Below are 15,472 nucleotides of genomic sequence, written 5' to 3' on the forward strand. Positions count from 1 at the left end.
AGGAAGCCACAGGGTTCAGATAATTCAGCGATTCAACGCTAAATACTAATTTCACTCAGTTGCCGACTCATGTGGTCAAAGGGTTGATCAATTAAACCACCAACCGTCACACCAGCCGCTGTCAATCGTTCTTGGATAATTTCCTTCATGATCTGAATCCCTCGGACTGTGGGGCCAATAGGCACGCCCAAGGAATTGTAGGTTTCCCGCAGACCTTCCAAAACCCGCTCATTCAAGACATCCACATCCCCAGCCACTAGAGCATAGGTCGCATAGCGAAGATAATAGTCCATATCCCGCAAACAGGTAGCATAACGGCGGGTGGTGTAAGCATTTCCACCGGGCTGAATTAATTCTGGTAACTCGTTAAAAAGTCGGGAGCCTGCTTCTTTGACAATCCCCGCCGCATCCGAGTTGATTACACCCGCCGCCTGCACTCGGGCAGAACCCGTAGCAAAATATGAACGCAAGGTATCTACCGCATCCCGATCCAAGTAGCGGCCGGTTAAATCATAGTTTTTAATCAGAGTGGTGACGGCATCCCGCATAAATTCAGTTGCTCCCACGATGTCAAAAATAAATTTAATCAACTTAACTTTGAATCACTACATTCAGGACAGCCCTAGCCAGAATTGGGGCAAGATTTACCTGATTCAAGAAGAATCAAATCTTTATCCTAAAGTGGCTAAAACCCAGGCCTGACTAGACTTTGCAGCTAATCAAAATTTCCCCTAGTCTATCATGCGGGGTTGGCCGGATTGGAAACTCCCGACTTAAATTCCCCAGATTCATGACAAAACTTTACAAATAACGGACACGCTCCCCCAGAAACTTGAGTATCCATGAACAGTTTCTATACATGGAATAATTAAATTTATCTCTATATTTCTGATCAGCATCCCCAGCCCAGCGATCCCCGCCAACTCCGACTAATTCAGGAACGGCTGTAATACAAAGCGGTATAGCCACAGGGTTTAGTAACAATTTATACATTTTATCTCAGCACTTAGGCCTAGATTCGTAGGGATGGAGGCTTTGGCAAAGGCTTTGAATAAAGAAACGGATTGCCTGTGTGGATGTTTGCATTAGTCAAGGCATGATCTTTGCTAGCCAAGTAAAAATGTCTCTGAGGTAAAAACTGGTATATGGCAGAAACTGCACAAGAAGTCCTTAAGTACATTGAGGATAACAATATTGAGTTAATTGACTTAAAGTTTGTTGACTTGTTTGGGATTTGGCAGCACTGCACCTTCCACAAAAGCTTAATTGACGAAGATTCTTTTGTGAATACGGGTGGTGTCGCTTTTGACGGTTCAAGTATCAAGGGTTGGAAGTCTATTCAAGCTTCAGATATGGCGATGGTGCCCGACCCAACCACGGCCTGGATGGATCCTTTCATGGAAATTCCCACCCTAAGCATGGTTTGTACCATTGTTGATCCTCGTACCCAGCAACTCTATGAACGGGATCCCCGCTCCATTGCCCAAAAAGCGGTGGATTATTTAATTGCTTCTGGAGTTGGCGACAAAGTCTATTGTGGCCCTGAGCCAGAGTTTTTCATTTTTGATGAAGTCCGCTACAAGCAATCCGGTCATGAAGCCTACTTCTTTATTGATTCCGATGAAGGCCCTTGGAACTCCGGTAAAGAAGGTGGTGTGGGCTATACCATCGGTAAAAAACGGGGGTACTTCCCAGTCTCACCGTCTGACGGATTACAGGATATTCGGACAGAAATGCTCCTGACGATGGCTAAATGTGGTGTTCCGATTGAAAAACATCACCATGAAGTGGCAGCCGGTGGTCAGTGCGAGTTGGGGATTCGGTTCTCTGACTTGGTTCACGCAGCGGACTATGTGATGACCTATAAATATGTGGTCAAAAACGTCGCTCGCAAATATGGCAAAACCGCAACCTTCATGCCCAAGCCGATCTATGACGACAACGGCACGGGGATGCACAGCCATATGTCCATCTGGAATAACGGTCAACCCCTGTTTGCGGGCGACAAATATGCTGGCTTAAGCCAAACAGCCCTTTGGTTTATTGGTGGCTTGATTAAGCACGCTAAGTCCCTTTTAGCCTTTACCAACCCCACGGTTAATTCCTACAAGCGTCTAGTACCTGGCTTTGAAGCTCCCGTCAACTTGGCCTACTCTGCCGGTAATCGTTCCGCTTCAATTCGGATTCCTTTATCTGGTTCTAATCCGAAAGCCAAACGCTTAGAGTTCCGTTGTCCTGATGCCTCTAGCAATCCTTACCTCACCTTCTCGGCAATGCTTTGTGCTGGCCTGGATGGGATTAAAAATCAGATTGATCCCGGTGAGCCGTTGGATGTGGACATCTATGAGATGGACCCAGCAGAATTAGCTAAAATCCCCAAAGCCCCGGCCAACTTGGGTGAAGCCTTGCTAAATCTGGAAAAAGATCATGAGTTCCTTACCGCTGGTGGTGTTTTCCCAGAAGACTTCATTTATAACTGGGTTGCCATGAAGATGGAAGGTGAGGTCAAGCCCCTGAGCAAACTTCCCCATCCCTATGAGTTTGAACTCTACTTTGACTGCTAACGCGAGTTGATTTGAGTTAATCTTCTCAGAGCTTTACCCAGGCCCCGAAGTGAATCAGTTTCCTGCTGTGGTACTCACACAGAGACTATTGCTTCAAAGGTCTTGATTAAAACTCTGCCTCATTAACTAAAACATCGAAAAACAATTTTAGAAGGTGTCCAGGGGGATGCCTTTTTTATTGATGGAATGGGTTGCCCCGACTATAGGCCTGGTAGGTGAGACGGGAAATTTGCCGAATTAGCTCTGTGCCTTGGGGGTCATTATAGGGACGTTTAACCATAATCCCTGCCACATATTGTTGACCATTGGGCATTTCAATTAGGCCAGCATCCCCGACAAACGTGCCAATATCCCCCGTTTTGTGGGCAATTTTTGCACCAGGCCCTAGGCCCTGTGGGAGGAGCGTATTCGTCACCGTTGTCCGCATAATTCCCAGGAGTTTTTCACGACTCGTTTGTGAGACTAAATCCCCTTGGGCAATCCGGGCCATGAGAATCGCTAAGTCTTTGGGACTAGTGGTGTTTGTGCCTTCCATATCGGGTAAAGGGTTACGAATTACCGTATGCTCCAGGCCCCATTGGACAAATTGATCATTCAAGATCGTGGCTCCACCGAGGCGATCGATCAACATATTGGTGGCTGTGTTATCGCTGATAGAAATCATCAATTCGGCGGTTTCGAGAGTGGAAAATTTTGTCCCCGGCTTTTGATATTGCATGGTTCCTGCTTCCCCAGCAATTAAATCCGGCCGCATGGTTAAGGGTTCTGCGAGGGTAATTTCACCGCGATCGAGGGCCTGGAAGAGGGCGACCAAGACCGGGATTTTAATCGTACTGGCCGCCGCAACAATCTGAGTTCCATCAACATTGACACTATTCCCCGTGGTTAAGTTCAAGAAATAGGCCCCACCTTGAAGTTGTTTCTTAGCGGCAAACCATTGCTGAATGGTTTTCTCCACCTGAGTCAGGGGTTTTTCGGGGGGCAATGGAGATAATTCAGGAGCATTTAACTGAGCCAGAGCCGCAGGAGTGGTGTCTGGTTGGGCTTTGAGTTCTGGTTTTAGGACCGAGAGTCCAGTCCCAGTCATGGCAGTCAAGGCAGTGGCCACAATCCCCAGTTTGAGGGTGAGGCTCCAGAGTGTTGGTGGTTTACGGGGCGAGCCGGTTGAGAGTGGGGCCTCGGTGAGTCCAGTCGGAAAACTAACAATGTTGCTTTTGGGCCGAGATTTTATCTTGTTTTGGGGGGGGCGGGTAGATTTGGGGCGCGCTTGGGTCGTTGCAGCAGATAGGGGGGGACGGGGAGAAGCAGGGGATTGACGGACTTTGGCCGGTTGGGAACGACGATTTTGGCGAGGGGACGGTTTGGCCATGTAGTGTTACCTTGACTCTCCACACAAGAAATGAACTTTAAGGGTCTTAACGTTGGCTTGGCAGGTGCTCAATGGCCCAGAAAACTTGTCGCAACATCCCCCGCAAGAGGGCAATTTCTGCTGCCGTGGGTTGGCTCCGGTTGACCAGGCCCCGTAATTTTGCCATCCGACTATCAGCAGTATGGGGATAAAGATAACCGATTTTCAGCAGGAGTGATTGCCAATGACCATAAAATCCCTCTAAGTCCTCAAAGGAAGCCGTTGAAGGTGATTGGCTCGACTGCTCACCTCCGAGTGCCGACTGGTCTGCCTGAGCTTGCCATAGCTCATAACAACATACGCCCACAGCCTGGGCCAGATTCAAGGATGGGTAGGTTGAATCCGTGGGAATTTGAATTAGACATTGAGCCAGCATCAATTCTTGATTGGTTAGCCCATGATCTTCGCGCCCAAAAATAATTGCAGCTGAGTGATTGAGGAGAGCGGGCAAGGTTTGGCGGGGGGGGGCTAGGGGAATGTTGGTATCCATATCTCGCCCGACCGTAGCCATAATTCGGGAACAGCCCATCAGTGCAGTGGCTAAATCCGGGACAACTTCGGCAGTCTCTAAAATTTCAACCGCATGAACCGCCATTAAGCGGGCCTGTTCTCCAAGCGGATCACATTCGGGATTGACTAAAACCAACTGCCCCAGGCCCATGTTTTTCATTACCCGAGCCACAGACCCCACATTCAAGGCCCCAGCCGGTTCGACCAAGACAATCTTAATTTGACCTAAAGGAGACATGAAATCTCTTAAGAGGGGGTGACTTGAAAGGCATTCAGGGCCGTTCGGAGTTGACCATGATGGTGATCTAACAGGGCCTGGGCTGCCTCTGGAGCGAGGTTTGTCCAATGCATTAACAAGGCTAATTTAACCCGTTGCCCGCTTTTACTCAGGAGATCAGCCGCTGGTTCCCGTTCTAACCCCGTCAAGTCGGCAATAATCCGCACCGCCCGATCAAACAGTTTGCTGTTAGTTACGGAGACATCCACCATCCGATTGCCATAGACCTTCCCTAACTGCACCATCACCCCCGTGGAGATCATATTCAGGGCTATCTTGGTGACAGTTCCAGCCTTGAGACGCGTCGACCCCGTCAGTAATTCCGGCCCAACTAACAGGCGAATATCAATTTGGGCATTCGTGGGGACTTGTTGACTGGGAACACAAGCCAAGAAAATCGTTAAGGCCCTTTGCTCGTTAGCGGCTGTAATGGCCCCTTGGACATAGGGGGTTGTCCCGCCCGCTGTAATGCCAACGACCACATCTAAGGGGCCAATCTGATGCTCGATCATCGCCGCCGCGCCATCCCTAGCCCGGTCTTCCAAGGCTTCCGAACTTTTGACTAGAGCCGCCCGGCCACCCGCCAAAATTCCCTGCACCATCTCCGGTGGACTACAAAAGGTTGGGGGACATTCCGCCGCATCTAACACGCCCAAGCGACCACTGGTACCGGCCCCAATATAAAACAGTCGCCCCCCTTGCCGTAAACGATCAGCCGTTTCAGTGATGGCCTGGGCAATGACTTCTCTCGCATTGGCAATAGCCGCTAAAACCTTTTGATCTTCTTGATTAAAGAGGTCAACGAACTCTAGGGGAGTCAACTGATCTAAATTTTGACTAGCGGGGTTGGCCTGTTCAGTCAATAAATGTCCGCGGGTGGGAATCTGGTTAAGCTCTAGGTTGAGATTTGAAGTCACTTTGGGGCAATCTCCGCCAATTCAATCACCTGGCCAGCATAATCTTTGACTAGAAAATTTAAGGGTTCTTCCCGCCGGAGTTTATAGCGAATGTGGTAAGTCTGTACCCGCTTGAGGAGTTGTTTGAGACATTCCCGATCAAAACAAACATGGCGCTGCCGATTTTTTTCGCCATAGTTGGCCCCACTAATGATATGAAGTTGGGTATTTTTCTTTAACTGATACCACAGGCCATCATTGGGGCGGGCAGGTTGATTTTGGTTGTAGCTAATGGCAGAGGGGACATAGAGAGGATCGAGAGAGGCCACCCCTAGGGTTTGCTCATAGTTGTAGTAATAATGAAGGGGGACATCGGCGACGGATAGGCGTAACTCGTCCTCATAAAATTTCCGGGCCTGTTCTAAATCCGAGACCATCAGGGTATAAACCTTGGGAGCACTGGAAAGAAAGACCCACATGGCCCCGCCATAGAGGGTCAACAGTAGAATCATCACCCCCTGAGTGGAAAAAATTCCATCCCAAGCAGCATCTAACCAGGCCAAGTGAGGAATAAAACTAGGAATCATCATGCCCGCGGGACAGTTTTCAAACCCGTTATTCTGAATAAGTTAGCATTATTTCCCATTGTAACGACCCTTGCCCCTGACCCGCATTCTTGGTTTAGACCCCGGCCTGGCTACCATCGGCTATGGCTGTATTCAATGGGACGATTCGGCAGAACTCCGCATGATTGACTTTGGGGTGATTCAAACGCCCGCCAAGACCGAGCTGGGTAGCCGTCTTGAAATTATTTACTCCGACTTAACCACCCTCATTCGCCAAACCCAGCCAACCTTAATTTCCATCGAAAAATTATTCTTCTATAAAATGGGAAACACGATCCAAGTCGCCCAGGCCCGCGGTGTGATTTTGCTCGCCATTACCCAGGCCGAAGTTCCGATTGTTGAGTTTTCACCACCCCAGGTCAAACAGGCCCTGACCGGATATGGTAGAGCCACTAAACAAGATGTTCAAGCCGCCGTCCAACGGGAGTTAAACTTGGAAAAACTTCCCCGTCCCGATGATGCAGCCGATGCCTTGGCTTTGGCCTTGGCGGCTGGAATGCAGTTGTAAAGGTAGAAACTATTTAATTTTATTCAGAGCAGTTTGAAGTTGCTTGAGGGCATAGGGGAGGATATTTTTCACAGCCCAACCCCCAGCAAGTAAAACCGGCAGCAAGACAATTAAGACACGCCAATCCATGATTTTATCTCCTAATTGCGTCTATAAAAAGTTGTTTATGGTTGCGAATACTGAACTTATGGTATCAAATTCGGGGCCGGCTGGGGGATCAGTTTTTGGTGATAAACCAACCAGCGGAGTTGCCAAGCCCGTTGAGCCGTTTCTCCGACCGACTGCATCAGTTCTGTGCTGGCCCTAATACCCAACAATGTTCCAATCACTGGAATCGCTTCACCCCCTAACTCTGCCGCAAAGGCGACTAAAATTCGCTCCAGGAGGGCACTCGTGGATTCTTCAGCCGCATCTTCTACGGATTTGTCTAGCAATTGGGTGACAGCCGCTTGGTACAAATCTGACTGAGATCTGGCCATCCGCTGCAAGAGTCTTTGGCGTTCCTCTGGGGAGTCAGCTAGGCTAAGGGCTAAAATTCCCCAAATACAACCTTTCCGGGCTGGGGTATCGGGGGGGAATCCATAGGCTAGCCCCATCCGTTGAATCATCGTCAAACTGAGCAAGATCATCAACCCAACATTGGCAACTTCCCCCAGTCCCTCAAGCAAACTCGTGAATCCCGCTTCTAGAGCTGCTTTTCCTTGGGCAATCTTTTGAATATCTCTAGCAATCCGGTCGCAGGCCGTTAACTCTCCATCACGCAGATCTTCCCAAGTTTTAGCTTTGGTCAAGTATTTTTGCAGGAACGCCCAGTCGCTTTGCCAGTCATCCGTGAGTTGATCACAGGCCTGGTGTAATTGTTCAATTAATTCTCTGGGAATGCGGTGGATCAGGTTTTCCTCAAGGGGATGCAGTGCCGTAGCTAGGGCCTGAGACAGGGGAGTTTCGTGATGATGGAGCCAGACCTTGATCCCGTGCAGTTGTGTTTGCTCATAGGGAGTTAGAAGGGGTGTCATGGATTTCACTCTGGTGAATAAGGCTGAGAAACCAGGCCTGGTTTAGGGTTTTCCTTCCAATTGGGCCCGGAGTTTAGCGAGTTCGGCTTCCGCAGCTTCGGCTCGGAGTTTTTCTTGTTCAGCTCTCAAATACTCTTGTTCTGCGCGAATATTTTCTTGGTCTGCCCGTTGTTTTTCTAACTCTAGTTGGGTGCGAAGAGTGGCCTGTTCTACTTTGCTTTGACGAACTAAATCCTCGACAAAAACCGGTTCCAGAATCTCGGCGGCCGTCAGAGTCAGGTTGGGAAATAAAGGTGATTTGATCTGGGCATCAGCTAAGAATTCCTGGCGGCTATAGCCATCGGGATTATCGGGATCTGCCAAGACCCAAACCCGTTGCCGCTGCGGATCGACAATCCAGTATTCCGGGATATTGATTAAGGCATATTCCGCCCGCTTGCGAATATAGTCTTCCCGCCAATTTTCACTGACCACTTCCACCACTAAGGTCGGAGTTTCGGCAAGGTCGAAAATACCTGCGCCTTTGCGATTAGTTAGTTTTTGCCACAGGTCACGAGTACAAACCACCACATCAGGAATCCGGGATGAGGCTTCCTCTGTTCTGACTCCAGTATCGGTTCTGGCTATTAAATCCAGGCCAACCTTCGTGATAGCTTGCTGAAATTGATAGACCAAAAAATGGGCAATGTTGACGTGTTGGGTCGTTGGAGTCGGCATTTGAATCAGCACACCTCGAAATAATTCGTATTGGTAATCATCAGGAGGCTGAAATTGGCAGTATTCCGTAAAGGTTAATTTTTCAGTGGAGGTAGGGGGTAAGGCAACCATAGGGTATTCGCCAGCAAAGAGGGGCCAGATATTCCGCTTATAGTAGATAGGGTAACAGGTTCAGATTTCTGCTGTAGGCTCTCCAGGCCCCGTTTAGTCCCCTCCCAAAAACGCGAAATGTCCTCTGAAGTGATAGCCTTAAACGCCAAAATTTATTCCCTGAGTGACCTACAAAACGCAATTAACCAAAACCCCCAGGCCTGGCGACCGCTGGTATTTACCAATGGATGTTTTGATCTCCTCCATGTCGGCCATGTGCGCTACTTAACTACGGCCCGGAGTTTAGGCAAAACCTTAGTGGTTGGGCTTAATAGTGATCAATCTGTGGCCGGAATCAAACCAAACCGGCCTGGCCAACCCCCGCGTCCCATCGTTCCCGAAAGCCAACGGGCCGAAGTCTTAGCTGCCTTAGAAGCCGTGAGTGGAGTGGTTATTTTTACAGAACCGACTGCCACAACCCTGATTCAGGCCCTGCAACCGGATATTTATGTCAAAGGGGGCGATTACTCGGTTGAGACTTTACCAGAAAGCCCCGCAGTCCAGGCCTATGGCGGTAGGATCCAGTTAGTCCAAGTCGAAGTTCCCAGTTCCACCTCTGGCATTATTAACCGGATTCTCCAAGCCGCCTGTCCTAACCCCACCTAAACCCTATGGCCTCAGATACCGATTTACTGACATCCCTCATTACACAACTGACGAGCGGTAACGAAAAACGCCAACTCCAGGCCCTAGATGATCTCAGCGCACTCATGCCGGATGCGGGGGAGAAACTCCTCCAACTCTTAAAAACAGCAACCTGGGCCTGGGGAGTCAAGGGGCGGGCCTATGAATTGTTGGCGGAATTGGGGGATACGGACGTTAAATCTGCCCTGATTGAGCAATATCCCCAGGGAATTGTCCCCTTATTGTCTGAAAAAGGTGTGGATTATCAACCCCTCCAGCAACTTTTACAGCACCATGACTACCAGGCCGCGGACGATTTAACCCTCAAGCTCCTCTGCAAATTGGCTAGTCCGATGGCCGAAAAACGGGGCTGGTTATACTTTTCAGAAGTTGAACAGTTCCCAATCCCGGATTTATTAACGATTGATCATCTCTGGTTAGCCCACTCCCAAGGTAAGTTTGGGTATTCGGTGCAACGGCAAATCTGGCTTGGCCTGGGGAAAAACTGGTCACAACTCTGGGAGAAAATCAATTGGCGACAGGGTAAAAAATGGACCCGCTGGCCAGGGGAATTTACCTGGGATTTAACTGCACCCCGCGGTCATCTGCCTTTGAGTAATCAATTGCGGGGGATCCAAGTCATCAATGCCTTGCTGAATCACCCGGCCTGGTCGCAGTCTTCAACCTGAGGGATTATGAGTGATTTATCCAAATCAGACGCAATTGCGGCCCAGCTTTACGAATGCTTGACGGGTGAATTTCAGAATCAAGCCCAGGCCCAGGCGCAACCCACTTGGTTTGTCCATCTCCGGCTTTGGCAACGGGCCATTCCCCAGGGGATTCAGGGACAGCGGGCGATTTTTGCCGAACAGGCCAATGCCCTCTATTTAGATAAACCCTATCGGCAACGGATTTTAGTGATTCAGCCAGAGCCTCTGCAAATTCACTATTGGGCCTGTAAGTCTCCCAGTCAGTGGGCCGGGGCAGGGATGGCTCCAAGTCGTTTGCAGGGCCTCAGGGAATCTGACCTTGATCCCTTGCCTGGGTGCGTTTTGAATGTGGAATATGCTGACCATTGTTTTCAGGCTACCCTCCCCGAAACCTCCCGCTGTTGTTTTCCCTATCAAGGGCAAGAACGGCAAGTTGTTTTAGGCTTTAGGGTGACAGCTCAAAAATTTTGGAGTTTTGACCGGGGTGTGGATCCAGTTACGGGGCAAGGGTTGTGGGGAGCATTGATCGGGCCCTATGAATTTGAACTGGTGAACATCAATTAAAGTCTGACCCAATGGCTGATTCTTTGCCCCATTTGCCCATTCTGAATGCGCTCTTACGCCACTCCCAAGGAGATTATCGCGGCTTTCATACTCCCGGCCACCATAGCGGGCAAGGGATTCATCCTGATCTAGCCGATGCCTGGAGAACCGCTGGCCTGCAACTGGACTTATCGGAAATACCTGGCCTGGATAACCTGGCTGCTCCCACCGCGATCATTGCTCAGGCCCAAAACCTAGCTGCCGAGACCTTTGGAGCCGAAAAGAGTTGGTTTTTAATTAACGGTTCAACAGTGGGCATCAGCGCGGCAATCATGGCCACCTGTGGGCCTGGCGATCGGATACTGGTGCCTCGAACTATCCACCAGTCGGTTTTGAGTGGGATGGTTCTTGCGGGGGCCAAGCCTGTATTTATGACCCCGGAATATGATCCGGTGTGGGGCCTGGCATTTCCCTTGAACCCAGCGCAAATTGAAGCCGCCTTAAGTCATTACCCGAATACAAAAGCAGTTCTGGTCATCTCCCCAACCTATGAAGGCCTTTGTCCTGATTTGGTTCAGATTGCCCAGATTGTTCATCAGCAAAATATTCCCCTCATTGTTGATGAAGCCCACGGCAGCCATTTTCAGTTTCATCCCCAGTTGCCCATGAGTGCCATCCAGGCCGGGGCCGATGTGGTCATTCAGAGCACCCATAAAACCCTATCTGCCTTGACCCAAGCCGGAATGCTGCATCAACAGGGAAAACGAGTCTCAACAACCCGGATCAGTCAGTGTTTACGAGTTTTGCAGTCCTCTAGCCCCAGTTATTTACTATTAGCATCCCTAGATATAGCCCGCTATCAAATGGCCAGCGAAGGTGAATTGCTATGGGACTCTGTTTTAGGATTGGCAGATTATTTTACTCACGCCTTAACTAGGCTCCCACACTCAATTCAACTATCAGCGGATTCATTACCCTTAGGGATAACTAAAGACCTAACTAGACAAACTCTGGGAACTTGGCCACTGGCAATTACAGGTTATCGGGCCGATGACTATTTAGATCAACACCATCACATCACGGCTGAATTACCCACCCTGAATTATTTAACGTTTTTACTGGGCCTGGGACATACCCCTACTGATGTCAATGCTTTAGTTAAAGGTTGGCAACAATTCATTGAAAATATGGAAAAGAATCACGAACAAACGTATTTATACAGTCAGGAATGGCAAACTCTAAATCAAGTTAGTCAAGCCTCTTCCTCCCTTGAGCCAATAACAACCCCAATTCTTGACCTCCGAACTGCATTTTTTTCACCCCAAATCAAAGTAACCCAGGCCCAAGCGATCCATCAAGTCAGTGCTGAATGGATTTGCCCCTATCCGCCGGGAATTCCTTGGCTCTTTCCAGGTGAACAAATTACGGCAACCATCATTGAGCGACTTCTCGCAATTCAACAGGCCGGCGGCACGATTACAGGAGCGTCAGACCCCACCCTGCAAACATTGATGGTTACTGAACCCGATCCAGCCTTCGATATCATTCTCTGATTCGTAACTATAGCGTTAGGCAGGCTGTTCTGAGGGAGTAGAAATCTTACAAAGACTGCCCATAAAGCATTTTCTGATTTGTCCCAATAAGAGCCCTAAATGAGTAATGTTATATCTAATCTAAGATGTTATTTCCAGTTGTTGAACTGCAAGAACAAGTTCCTGTAAAATAGCCTTCGTTGGTTTTATTTGATTAACTAAATCTCGTGTAGATCCATCTCCAACTTGTACCGCTTGGGCTAATTCTGGAAGACGTTGTCGCAACCGATTGGCCAGGCCAGACAATTGTTTGTTAGCGTCAAAGCATTGGTCACCCAACTTATTGATTTCAGACGTAATAAAACTAAAGGAATTAAACTGTCCCCCGGATCGGGCAATAATTAAGCTGGCCTGCAATGCTAAATGTTTAACTTGGCGACTAATATATTCAATTTCAGATGATGCTTTCTCCATAATGATTAGTTCTTGTTCCAACGTGCCATTAAAGCGGAACACCTGATTGAGTTCTTGACTGAGGTTGTTGGCAGAGACTGTTGTGACTTGCAGGGCGATTTGACTTTGCTGTGAAAGTTTCTGAGCAACACTCAATAGTTGATTGTATTGATTACGAATATCATTTATTTGACTCAGTAACTCACGGTTTTGATGTTCCAAAATTTGTTGACGATAACGATCTGCCGATCCCTGCTGTTCTAATTGCGTTTGCAGGGCCTGAAATTTTTCCAAGGTTTCGGCTAATTGACTGGTTAGGTGAATGTTTTCTTGCCGGAGATGACCAATATGAGTATGGAATGTTTGGAAGATATGGGCCTGCGTCAACAGAAAAGATTGACAATCGAGCAATAAATAATCTTTATTATCAGTTAAAATAATTGGATCTAGTTGACAATGCAATGGACGAGAAAGAGCCGCCGCAATCACTTCTGATAACAAACTAGTATGGGGAAGAATAGTTGGCTTGTTGTTAAAATCTTCATCTTCTAGTAAGGCTTTAACAGATCGTTTATTAAACATATCCCGCCAATAGGGCTTGATCAGTTTTGCAAATAGCTTATTTCTGGGAATAATTCCAATCGGTTGATCAACCTCTAGAACAATGATACCGGGTAACTCGGGGCGGGCCTGGAAATAATCCAACATCTCACGACAGGTTACTTCGGCGTTGAGTTGACTTGTGCATGTTGTCAGGAGGGATAAAGCAGGGGCAGTTGTAAATAATTCGCCAGAGAAATTAGAATTTCCGGCCTGTTCCTGCAACTCTAACACTGTCCCATCCCCCAAAATTTAATTTAATCAACAGAGTGATCCGCATTAATAGCCTTTCATTTTCGCTTAAAACCTAACAAGCTAAGGTTAAGTATAAGTAATGTCAAAGTTAAGTACACATCTCAATTCAGTGATGAGTAAATGTACTCAAGAAGAAAACAATCCGTTGATAAATAGAGGATAGTAAAAATCAGCTAGAAACCTATGATCAATGAATTACTTGAATTTATTAAGACCTGTCAAGATGACGTTTCAAGGCGATATCCCGCGATAGAGAATAGATGTGCTTTAGGTATCCTCAGGATTTAGCCGCAAGTTGAGACAAGTATTTATACTATGCAGAGTAATTAAAATAAATCTATTATAGGAAATCAGGGTGCTTGAATTTATTTTTTATAATTTAATACACTATTAAACTCGATCAATCGTGCGGTATTGAATCGCTTCAGCCACATGGCTCGGTTGAATCAGATCACTGCCAGCTAAGTCCGCAATTGTCCGGGCCACTTTCAAAATCCGGTCGGTTCCCCTGGCTGATAATCCCAACTTCCGAATTGCCGTTTCTAATAAATTTCGCGATGTTTCATCCAACTGACACCACTTCCGTAAGTGACGACTCTGCATTTGGGAGTTACAGCGCACTTTTTTGTCTTGTTCAAACCGGGCCTGGGCTACTTTGCGGGCAGCTTCGACTCGTTGGCGGACATTTGCTGAAGGTTCTCCCCCAGATTGGCGGGTAATTTCTTCCGGTTTCAGGCGGCTGACCGTGACTTGTAAATCAATCCGATCCATCAACGGCCCCGATAACTTGGCCCAATATTGTTCCCGTTGTCTGGGCGAACAGGTACAGGCCTGGACTGGATCCCCAAAATAGCCACAGGGGCAAGGATTGGTGCTGGCTACTAGAGTAAATTGGGCGGGAAACGAGACGGATTGGCGGGTGCGAGAAATGGTGACGGCTCCATCTTCTAGGGGCTGGCGCAAAAACTCCAAGACATCGCGCTTAAATTCGGTTAGTTCATCGAGAAAGAGGATCCCTTGATGAGCTAAGGAAATTTCTCCCGGCCTGGGATAGCTCCCTCCCCCCACTAGGGCTGGGCCAGAGGCGGAATGATGGGGACTGCGAAAGGGCCGATCTTTAATCAATGTGCCCCGTTCTTTAATTAAGCCCGCGACCGAGTGAATTTTAGTCACTTCTAGGGCTTCGTCAAAACTCAAGGGGGGTAAAATTCCCGGTAAACGTCTCGCCAACATGGTTTTCCCACTCCCTGGCGGGCCAACAAAAACCAAATTATGACCTCCAGCAGCGGCAATTTCTAAGGCTCTGCGGGCATGGCTCTGACCTTTGACATCCTGTAAATCTAAATGACTGGTGGGAATTAGTTGGCTGGGAGCTTCGGCTGGATGGGTGAACAACGGGGCCTGGTATTGACTCGGATCATTGAGAAAATTGGCAACTTCACTCAGATGATTAAAGCCATAGACTTTTAAGCCCGCAACGACTGCAGCCTCGTTGACATTCGCCGCTGGTAAAACCAGGCCGGTAATCCCTAACTCTTGTGCCGTGGCCGCAATGGGTAAAACCCCGGCAACTGGCCGTAATGCCCCATCCAGAGATAGCTCTCCCAGAAACAGATGATCCCCCAATAACTCCCCACTCACCTGTTGCGCCGCTGCCAAAATGCCAATACTAATCGGCAAATCAAAACTGGGCCCTTCTTTTTTTAAATCTGCTGGACTTAAGTTAACAACAATTCGCCGCATCGGAAAAGCAAACCCAGCATTCCGAATTGCCGCCTTGACCCGTTCTCTAGCTTCCTGCACGGCCGCATCCGGTAAACCCACCACCACAATGCCCGGTAATCCCCCGGAAACATCCACCTCGACCCCGACCCGCAAGGCTTCAATTCCCAACAGTGACGCACTCCAAACACAGGCCAACATAAGTATTTATCTAGGGTTTCAACTGGAATTTATGATTCTGATCGCTTCTCCCGACCTCTACTCTAGTGCTTATTTTTCCATTTGGCTAAATTCAACGGCGCGGATATCTCTCAGCAAATCTGAACTTTTTCAAAATCTTGAGAGGGGATTCTCCAGGCCC

General features: G+C 48.3%; 16 protein-coding genes. 6 read left to right on the top strand and 10 right to left on the bottom strand.

The annotated features are described in order from the left end of the window. Window positions 1–38: 38 nt before the first annotated feature. Window positions 39–548 (bottom strand): allophycocyanin subunit beta, encoded by a 510-nt coding sequence (gene apcB / locus SYN6312_RS14470; protein ID WP_015125641.1) that lies wholly within the window; start codon window positions 546–548, stop codon window positions 39–41. A 597-nt stretch (window positions 549–1,145) separates the two neighbouring features. Here apcB and glnA point away from each other — a divergent pair. After that, complete coding sequence (glnA, locus tag SYN6312_RS14475) at window positions 1,146–2,564, top strand: type I glutamate--ammonia ligase (RefSeq protein WP_015125643.1); 1,419 nt, start codon at window positions 1,146–1,148, stop codon at window positions 2,562–2,564. A gap of 175 nt (window positions 2,565–2,739) precedes the next feature. On the opposite strand, the gene SYN6312_RS14480 is transcribed toward glnA, so the two are convergent. From SYN6312_RS14480 to SYN6312_RS20645, 4 genes are read right to left on the bottom strand one after another with little or no spacing between them, the layout of a single operon-like run. After that, window positions 2,740–3,933, bottom strand: a complete 1,194-nt coding sequence (locus SYN6312_RS14480) for a serine hydrolase (protein WP_015125644.1) — start codon at window positions 3,931–3,933, stop codon at window positions 2,740–2,742. A 46-nt stretch (window positions 3,934–3,979) separates the two neighbouring features. Continuing rightward, window positions 3,980–4,720, bottom strand: coding sequence for an RNA methyltransferase (locus tag SYN6312_RS14485; protein ID WP_015125645.1), 741 nt, complete (start codon window positions 4,718–4,720; stop codon window positions 3,980–3,982). Between the two features lie 8 nt (window positions 4,721–4,728). Next, window positions 4,729–5,643 carry an N-acetylmuramic acid 6-phosphate etherase gene (gene murQ / locus SYN6312_RS14490; protein WP_041431625.1) on the bottom strand — a complete coding sequence of 305 codons (915 nt, stop codon included), beginning with the start codon at window positions 5,641–5,643 and terminating at the stop codon, window positions 4,729–4,731. 29 nt (window positions 5,644–5,672) lie between these two features. Further along, window positions 5,673–6,245: a hypothetical protein gene (locus SYN6312_RS20645; RefSeq protein WP_015125647.1), complete on the bottom strand. Its 573-nt coding sequence runs from the start codon at window positions 6,243–6,245 to the stop codon at window positions 5,673–5,675. Window positions 6,246–6,312: 67 nt separating this feature from the next. Here SYN6312_RS20645 and ruvC point away from each other — a divergent pair, with 67 nt between their 5' ends. Further along, on the top strand, window positions 6,313–6,789 hold the full coding sequence (gene ruvC / locus SYN6312_RS14500) for a crossover junction endodeoxyribonuclease RuvC (RefSeq protein ID WP_015125648.1): 477 nt from the start codon (window positions 6,313–6,315) through the stop codon (window positions 6,787–6,789). 9 nt (window positions 6,790–6,798) lie between these two features. Here ruvC and SYN6312_RS14505 read toward each other — a convergent pair whose 3' ends face one another. From SYN6312_RS14505 to SYN6312_RS14515, 3 genes are read right to left on the bottom strand one after another with little or no spacing between them, the layout of a single operon-like run. Further along, window positions 6,799–6,918 (bottom strand): photosystem II protein Y, encoded by a 120-nt coding sequence (locus SYN6312_RS14505; RefSeq protein ID WP_015125649.1) that lies wholly within the window; start codon window positions 6,916–6,918, stop codon window positions 6,799–6,801. Between the two features lie 56 nt (window positions 6,919–6,974). Continuing rightward, the gene (locus SYN6312_RS14510; protein ID WP_015125650.1) at window positions 6,975–7,805 is read right to left on the bottom strand and encodes an EcsC family protein; all 831 of its coding nucleotides are present in this window, start codon (window positions 7,803–7,805) and stop codon (window positions 6,975–6,977) included. Between the two features lie 42 nt (window positions 7,806–7,847). Then, window positions 7,848–8,633, bottom strand: a complete 786-nt coding sequence (locus SYN6312_RS14515) for a Uma2 family endonuclease (protein ID WP_015125651.1) — start codon at window positions 8,631–8,633, stop codon at window positions 7,848–7,850. Window positions 8,634–8,750: 117 nt separating this feature from the next. Here SYN6312_RS14515 and SYN6312_RS14520 point away from each other — a divergent pair, with 117 nt between their 5' ends. From SYN6312_RS14520 to SYN6312_RS14535, 4 genes are read left to right on the top strand one after another with little or no spacing between them, the layout of a single operon-like run. Next, a complete protein-coding gene (locus SYN6312_RS14520; protein WP_015125652.1) occupies window positions 8,751–9,278 on the top strand; it encodes an adenylyltransferase/cytidyltransferase family protein in 528 nt (175 codons plus the stop codon). 5 nt (window positions 9,279–9,283) lie between these two features. Beyond that, the gene (locus SYN6312_RS14525) at window positions 9,284–9,985 is read left to right on the top strand and encodes a GUN4 domain-containing protein (protein ID WP_015125653.1); all 702 of its coding nucleotides are present in this window, start codon (window positions 9,284–9,286) and stop codon (window positions 9,983–9,985) included. A 6-nt stretch (window positions 9,986–9,991) separates the two neighbouring features. Continuing rightward, entirely contained in the window at window positions 9,992–10,570 is a 579-nt protein-coding gene (locus tag SYN6312_RS14530) for a chromophore lyase CpcT/CpeT (RefSeq protein ID WP_015125654.1), read from the top strand. A gap of 11 nt (window positions 10,571–10,581) precedes the next feature. Continuing rightward, window positions 10,582–12,102 (top strand): aminotransferase class I/II-fold pyridoxal phosphate-dependent enzyme, encoded by a 1,521-nt coding sequence (locus tag SYN6312_RS14535; RefSeq protein WP_015125655.1) that lies wholly within the window; start codon window positions 10,582–10,584, stop codon window positions 12,100–12,102. A 120-nt stretch (window positions 12,103–12,222) separates the two neighbouring features. Here the strand turns inward: SYN6312_RS14535 and SYN6312_RS14540 are convergent, their stop codons facing one another. Together SYN6312_RS14540 and SYN6312_RS14545 are read right to left on the bottom strand one after the other, a co-directional pair. Beyond that, window positions 12,223–13,368, bottom strand: coding sequence for a hypothetical protein (locus SYN6312_RS14540; protein ID WP_015125656.1), 1,146 nt, complete (start codon window positions 13,366–13,368; stop codon window positions 12,223–12,225). Window positions 13,369–13,779: 411 nt separating this feature from the next. Beyond that, window positions 13,780–15,312, bottom strand: a complete 1,533-nt coding sequence (locus tag SYN6312_RS14545) for a YifB family Mg chelatase-like AAA ATPase (protein ID WP_015125657.1) — start codon at window positions 15,310–15,312, stop codon at window positions 13,780–13,782. Window positions 15,313–15,472: the final 160 nt, after the last annotated feature.

Origin of the sequence: Synechococcus sp. PCC 6312, assembly GCF_000316685.1 — a bacterium.
Lineage (GTDB): Bacteria > Cyanobacteriota > Cyanobacteriia > Thermosynechococcales > Thermosynechococcaceae > Pseudocalidococcus.

What these genes read in the sequence shown, in the direction of transcription:
- SYN6312_RS14515 (WP_015125651.1), bottom strand. Translation starts at nt 8,633, where the DNA reads ATGGTTGCCTTACCCCCTACCTCCACTGAAAAATTAACCTTTACGGAA.
- SYN6312_RS14525 (WP_015125653.1), top strand. Translation starts at nt 9,284, where the DNA reads ATGGCCTCAGATACCGATTTACTGACATCCCTCATTACACAACTGACG.
- SYN6312_RS14520 (WP_015125652.1), top strand. Translation starts at nt 8,751, where the DNA reads ATGTCCTCTGAAGTGATAGCCTTAAACGCCAAAATTTATTCCCTGAGT.
- SYN6312_RS14505 (WP_015125649.1), bottom strand. Translation starts at nt 6,918, where the DNA reads ATGGATTGGCGTGTCTTAATTGTCTTGCTGCCGGTTTTACTTGCTGGG.
- SYN6312_RS14480 (WP_015125644.1), bottom strand. Translation starts at nt 3,933, where the DNA reads ATGGCCAAACCGTCCCCTCGCCAAAATCGTCGTTCCCAACCGGCCAAA.
- SYN6312_RS14535 (WP_015125655.1), top strand. Translation starts at nt 10,582, where the DNA reads ATGGCTGATTCTTTGCCCCATTTGCCCATTCTGAATGCGCTCTTACGC.
- SYN6312_RS14510 (WP_015125650.1), bottom strand. Translation starts at nt 7,805, where the DNA reads ATGACACCCCTTCTAACTCCCTATGAGCAAACACAACTGCACGGGATC.
- SYN6312_RS14545 (WP_015125657.1), bottom strand. Translation starts at nt 15,312, where the DNA reads ATGTTGGCCTGTGTTTGGAGTGCGTCACTGTTGGGAATTGAAGCCTTG.
- apcB (WP_015125641.1), bottom strand. Translation starts at nt 548, where the DNA reads ATGCGGGATGCCGTCACCACTCTGATTAAAAACTATGATTTAACCGGC.
- SYN6312_RS14485 (WP_015125645.1), bottom strand. Translation starts at nt 4,720, where the DNA reads ATGTCTCCTTTAGGTCAAATTAAGATTGTCTTGGTCGAACCGGCTGGG.
- SYN6312_RS14530 (WP_015125654.1), top strand. Translation starts at nt 9,992, where the DNA reads ATGAGTGATTTATCCAAATCAGACGCAATTGCGGCCCAGCTTTACGAA.
- SYN6312_RS20645 (WP_015125647.1), bottom strand. Translation starts at nt 6,245, where the DNA reads ATGATGATTCCTAGTTTTATTCCTCACTTGGCCTGGTTAGATGCTGCT.
- glnA (WP_015125643.1), top strand. Translation starts at nt 1,146, where the DNA reads ATGGCAGAAACTGCACAAGAAGTCCTTAAGTACATTGAGGATAACAAT.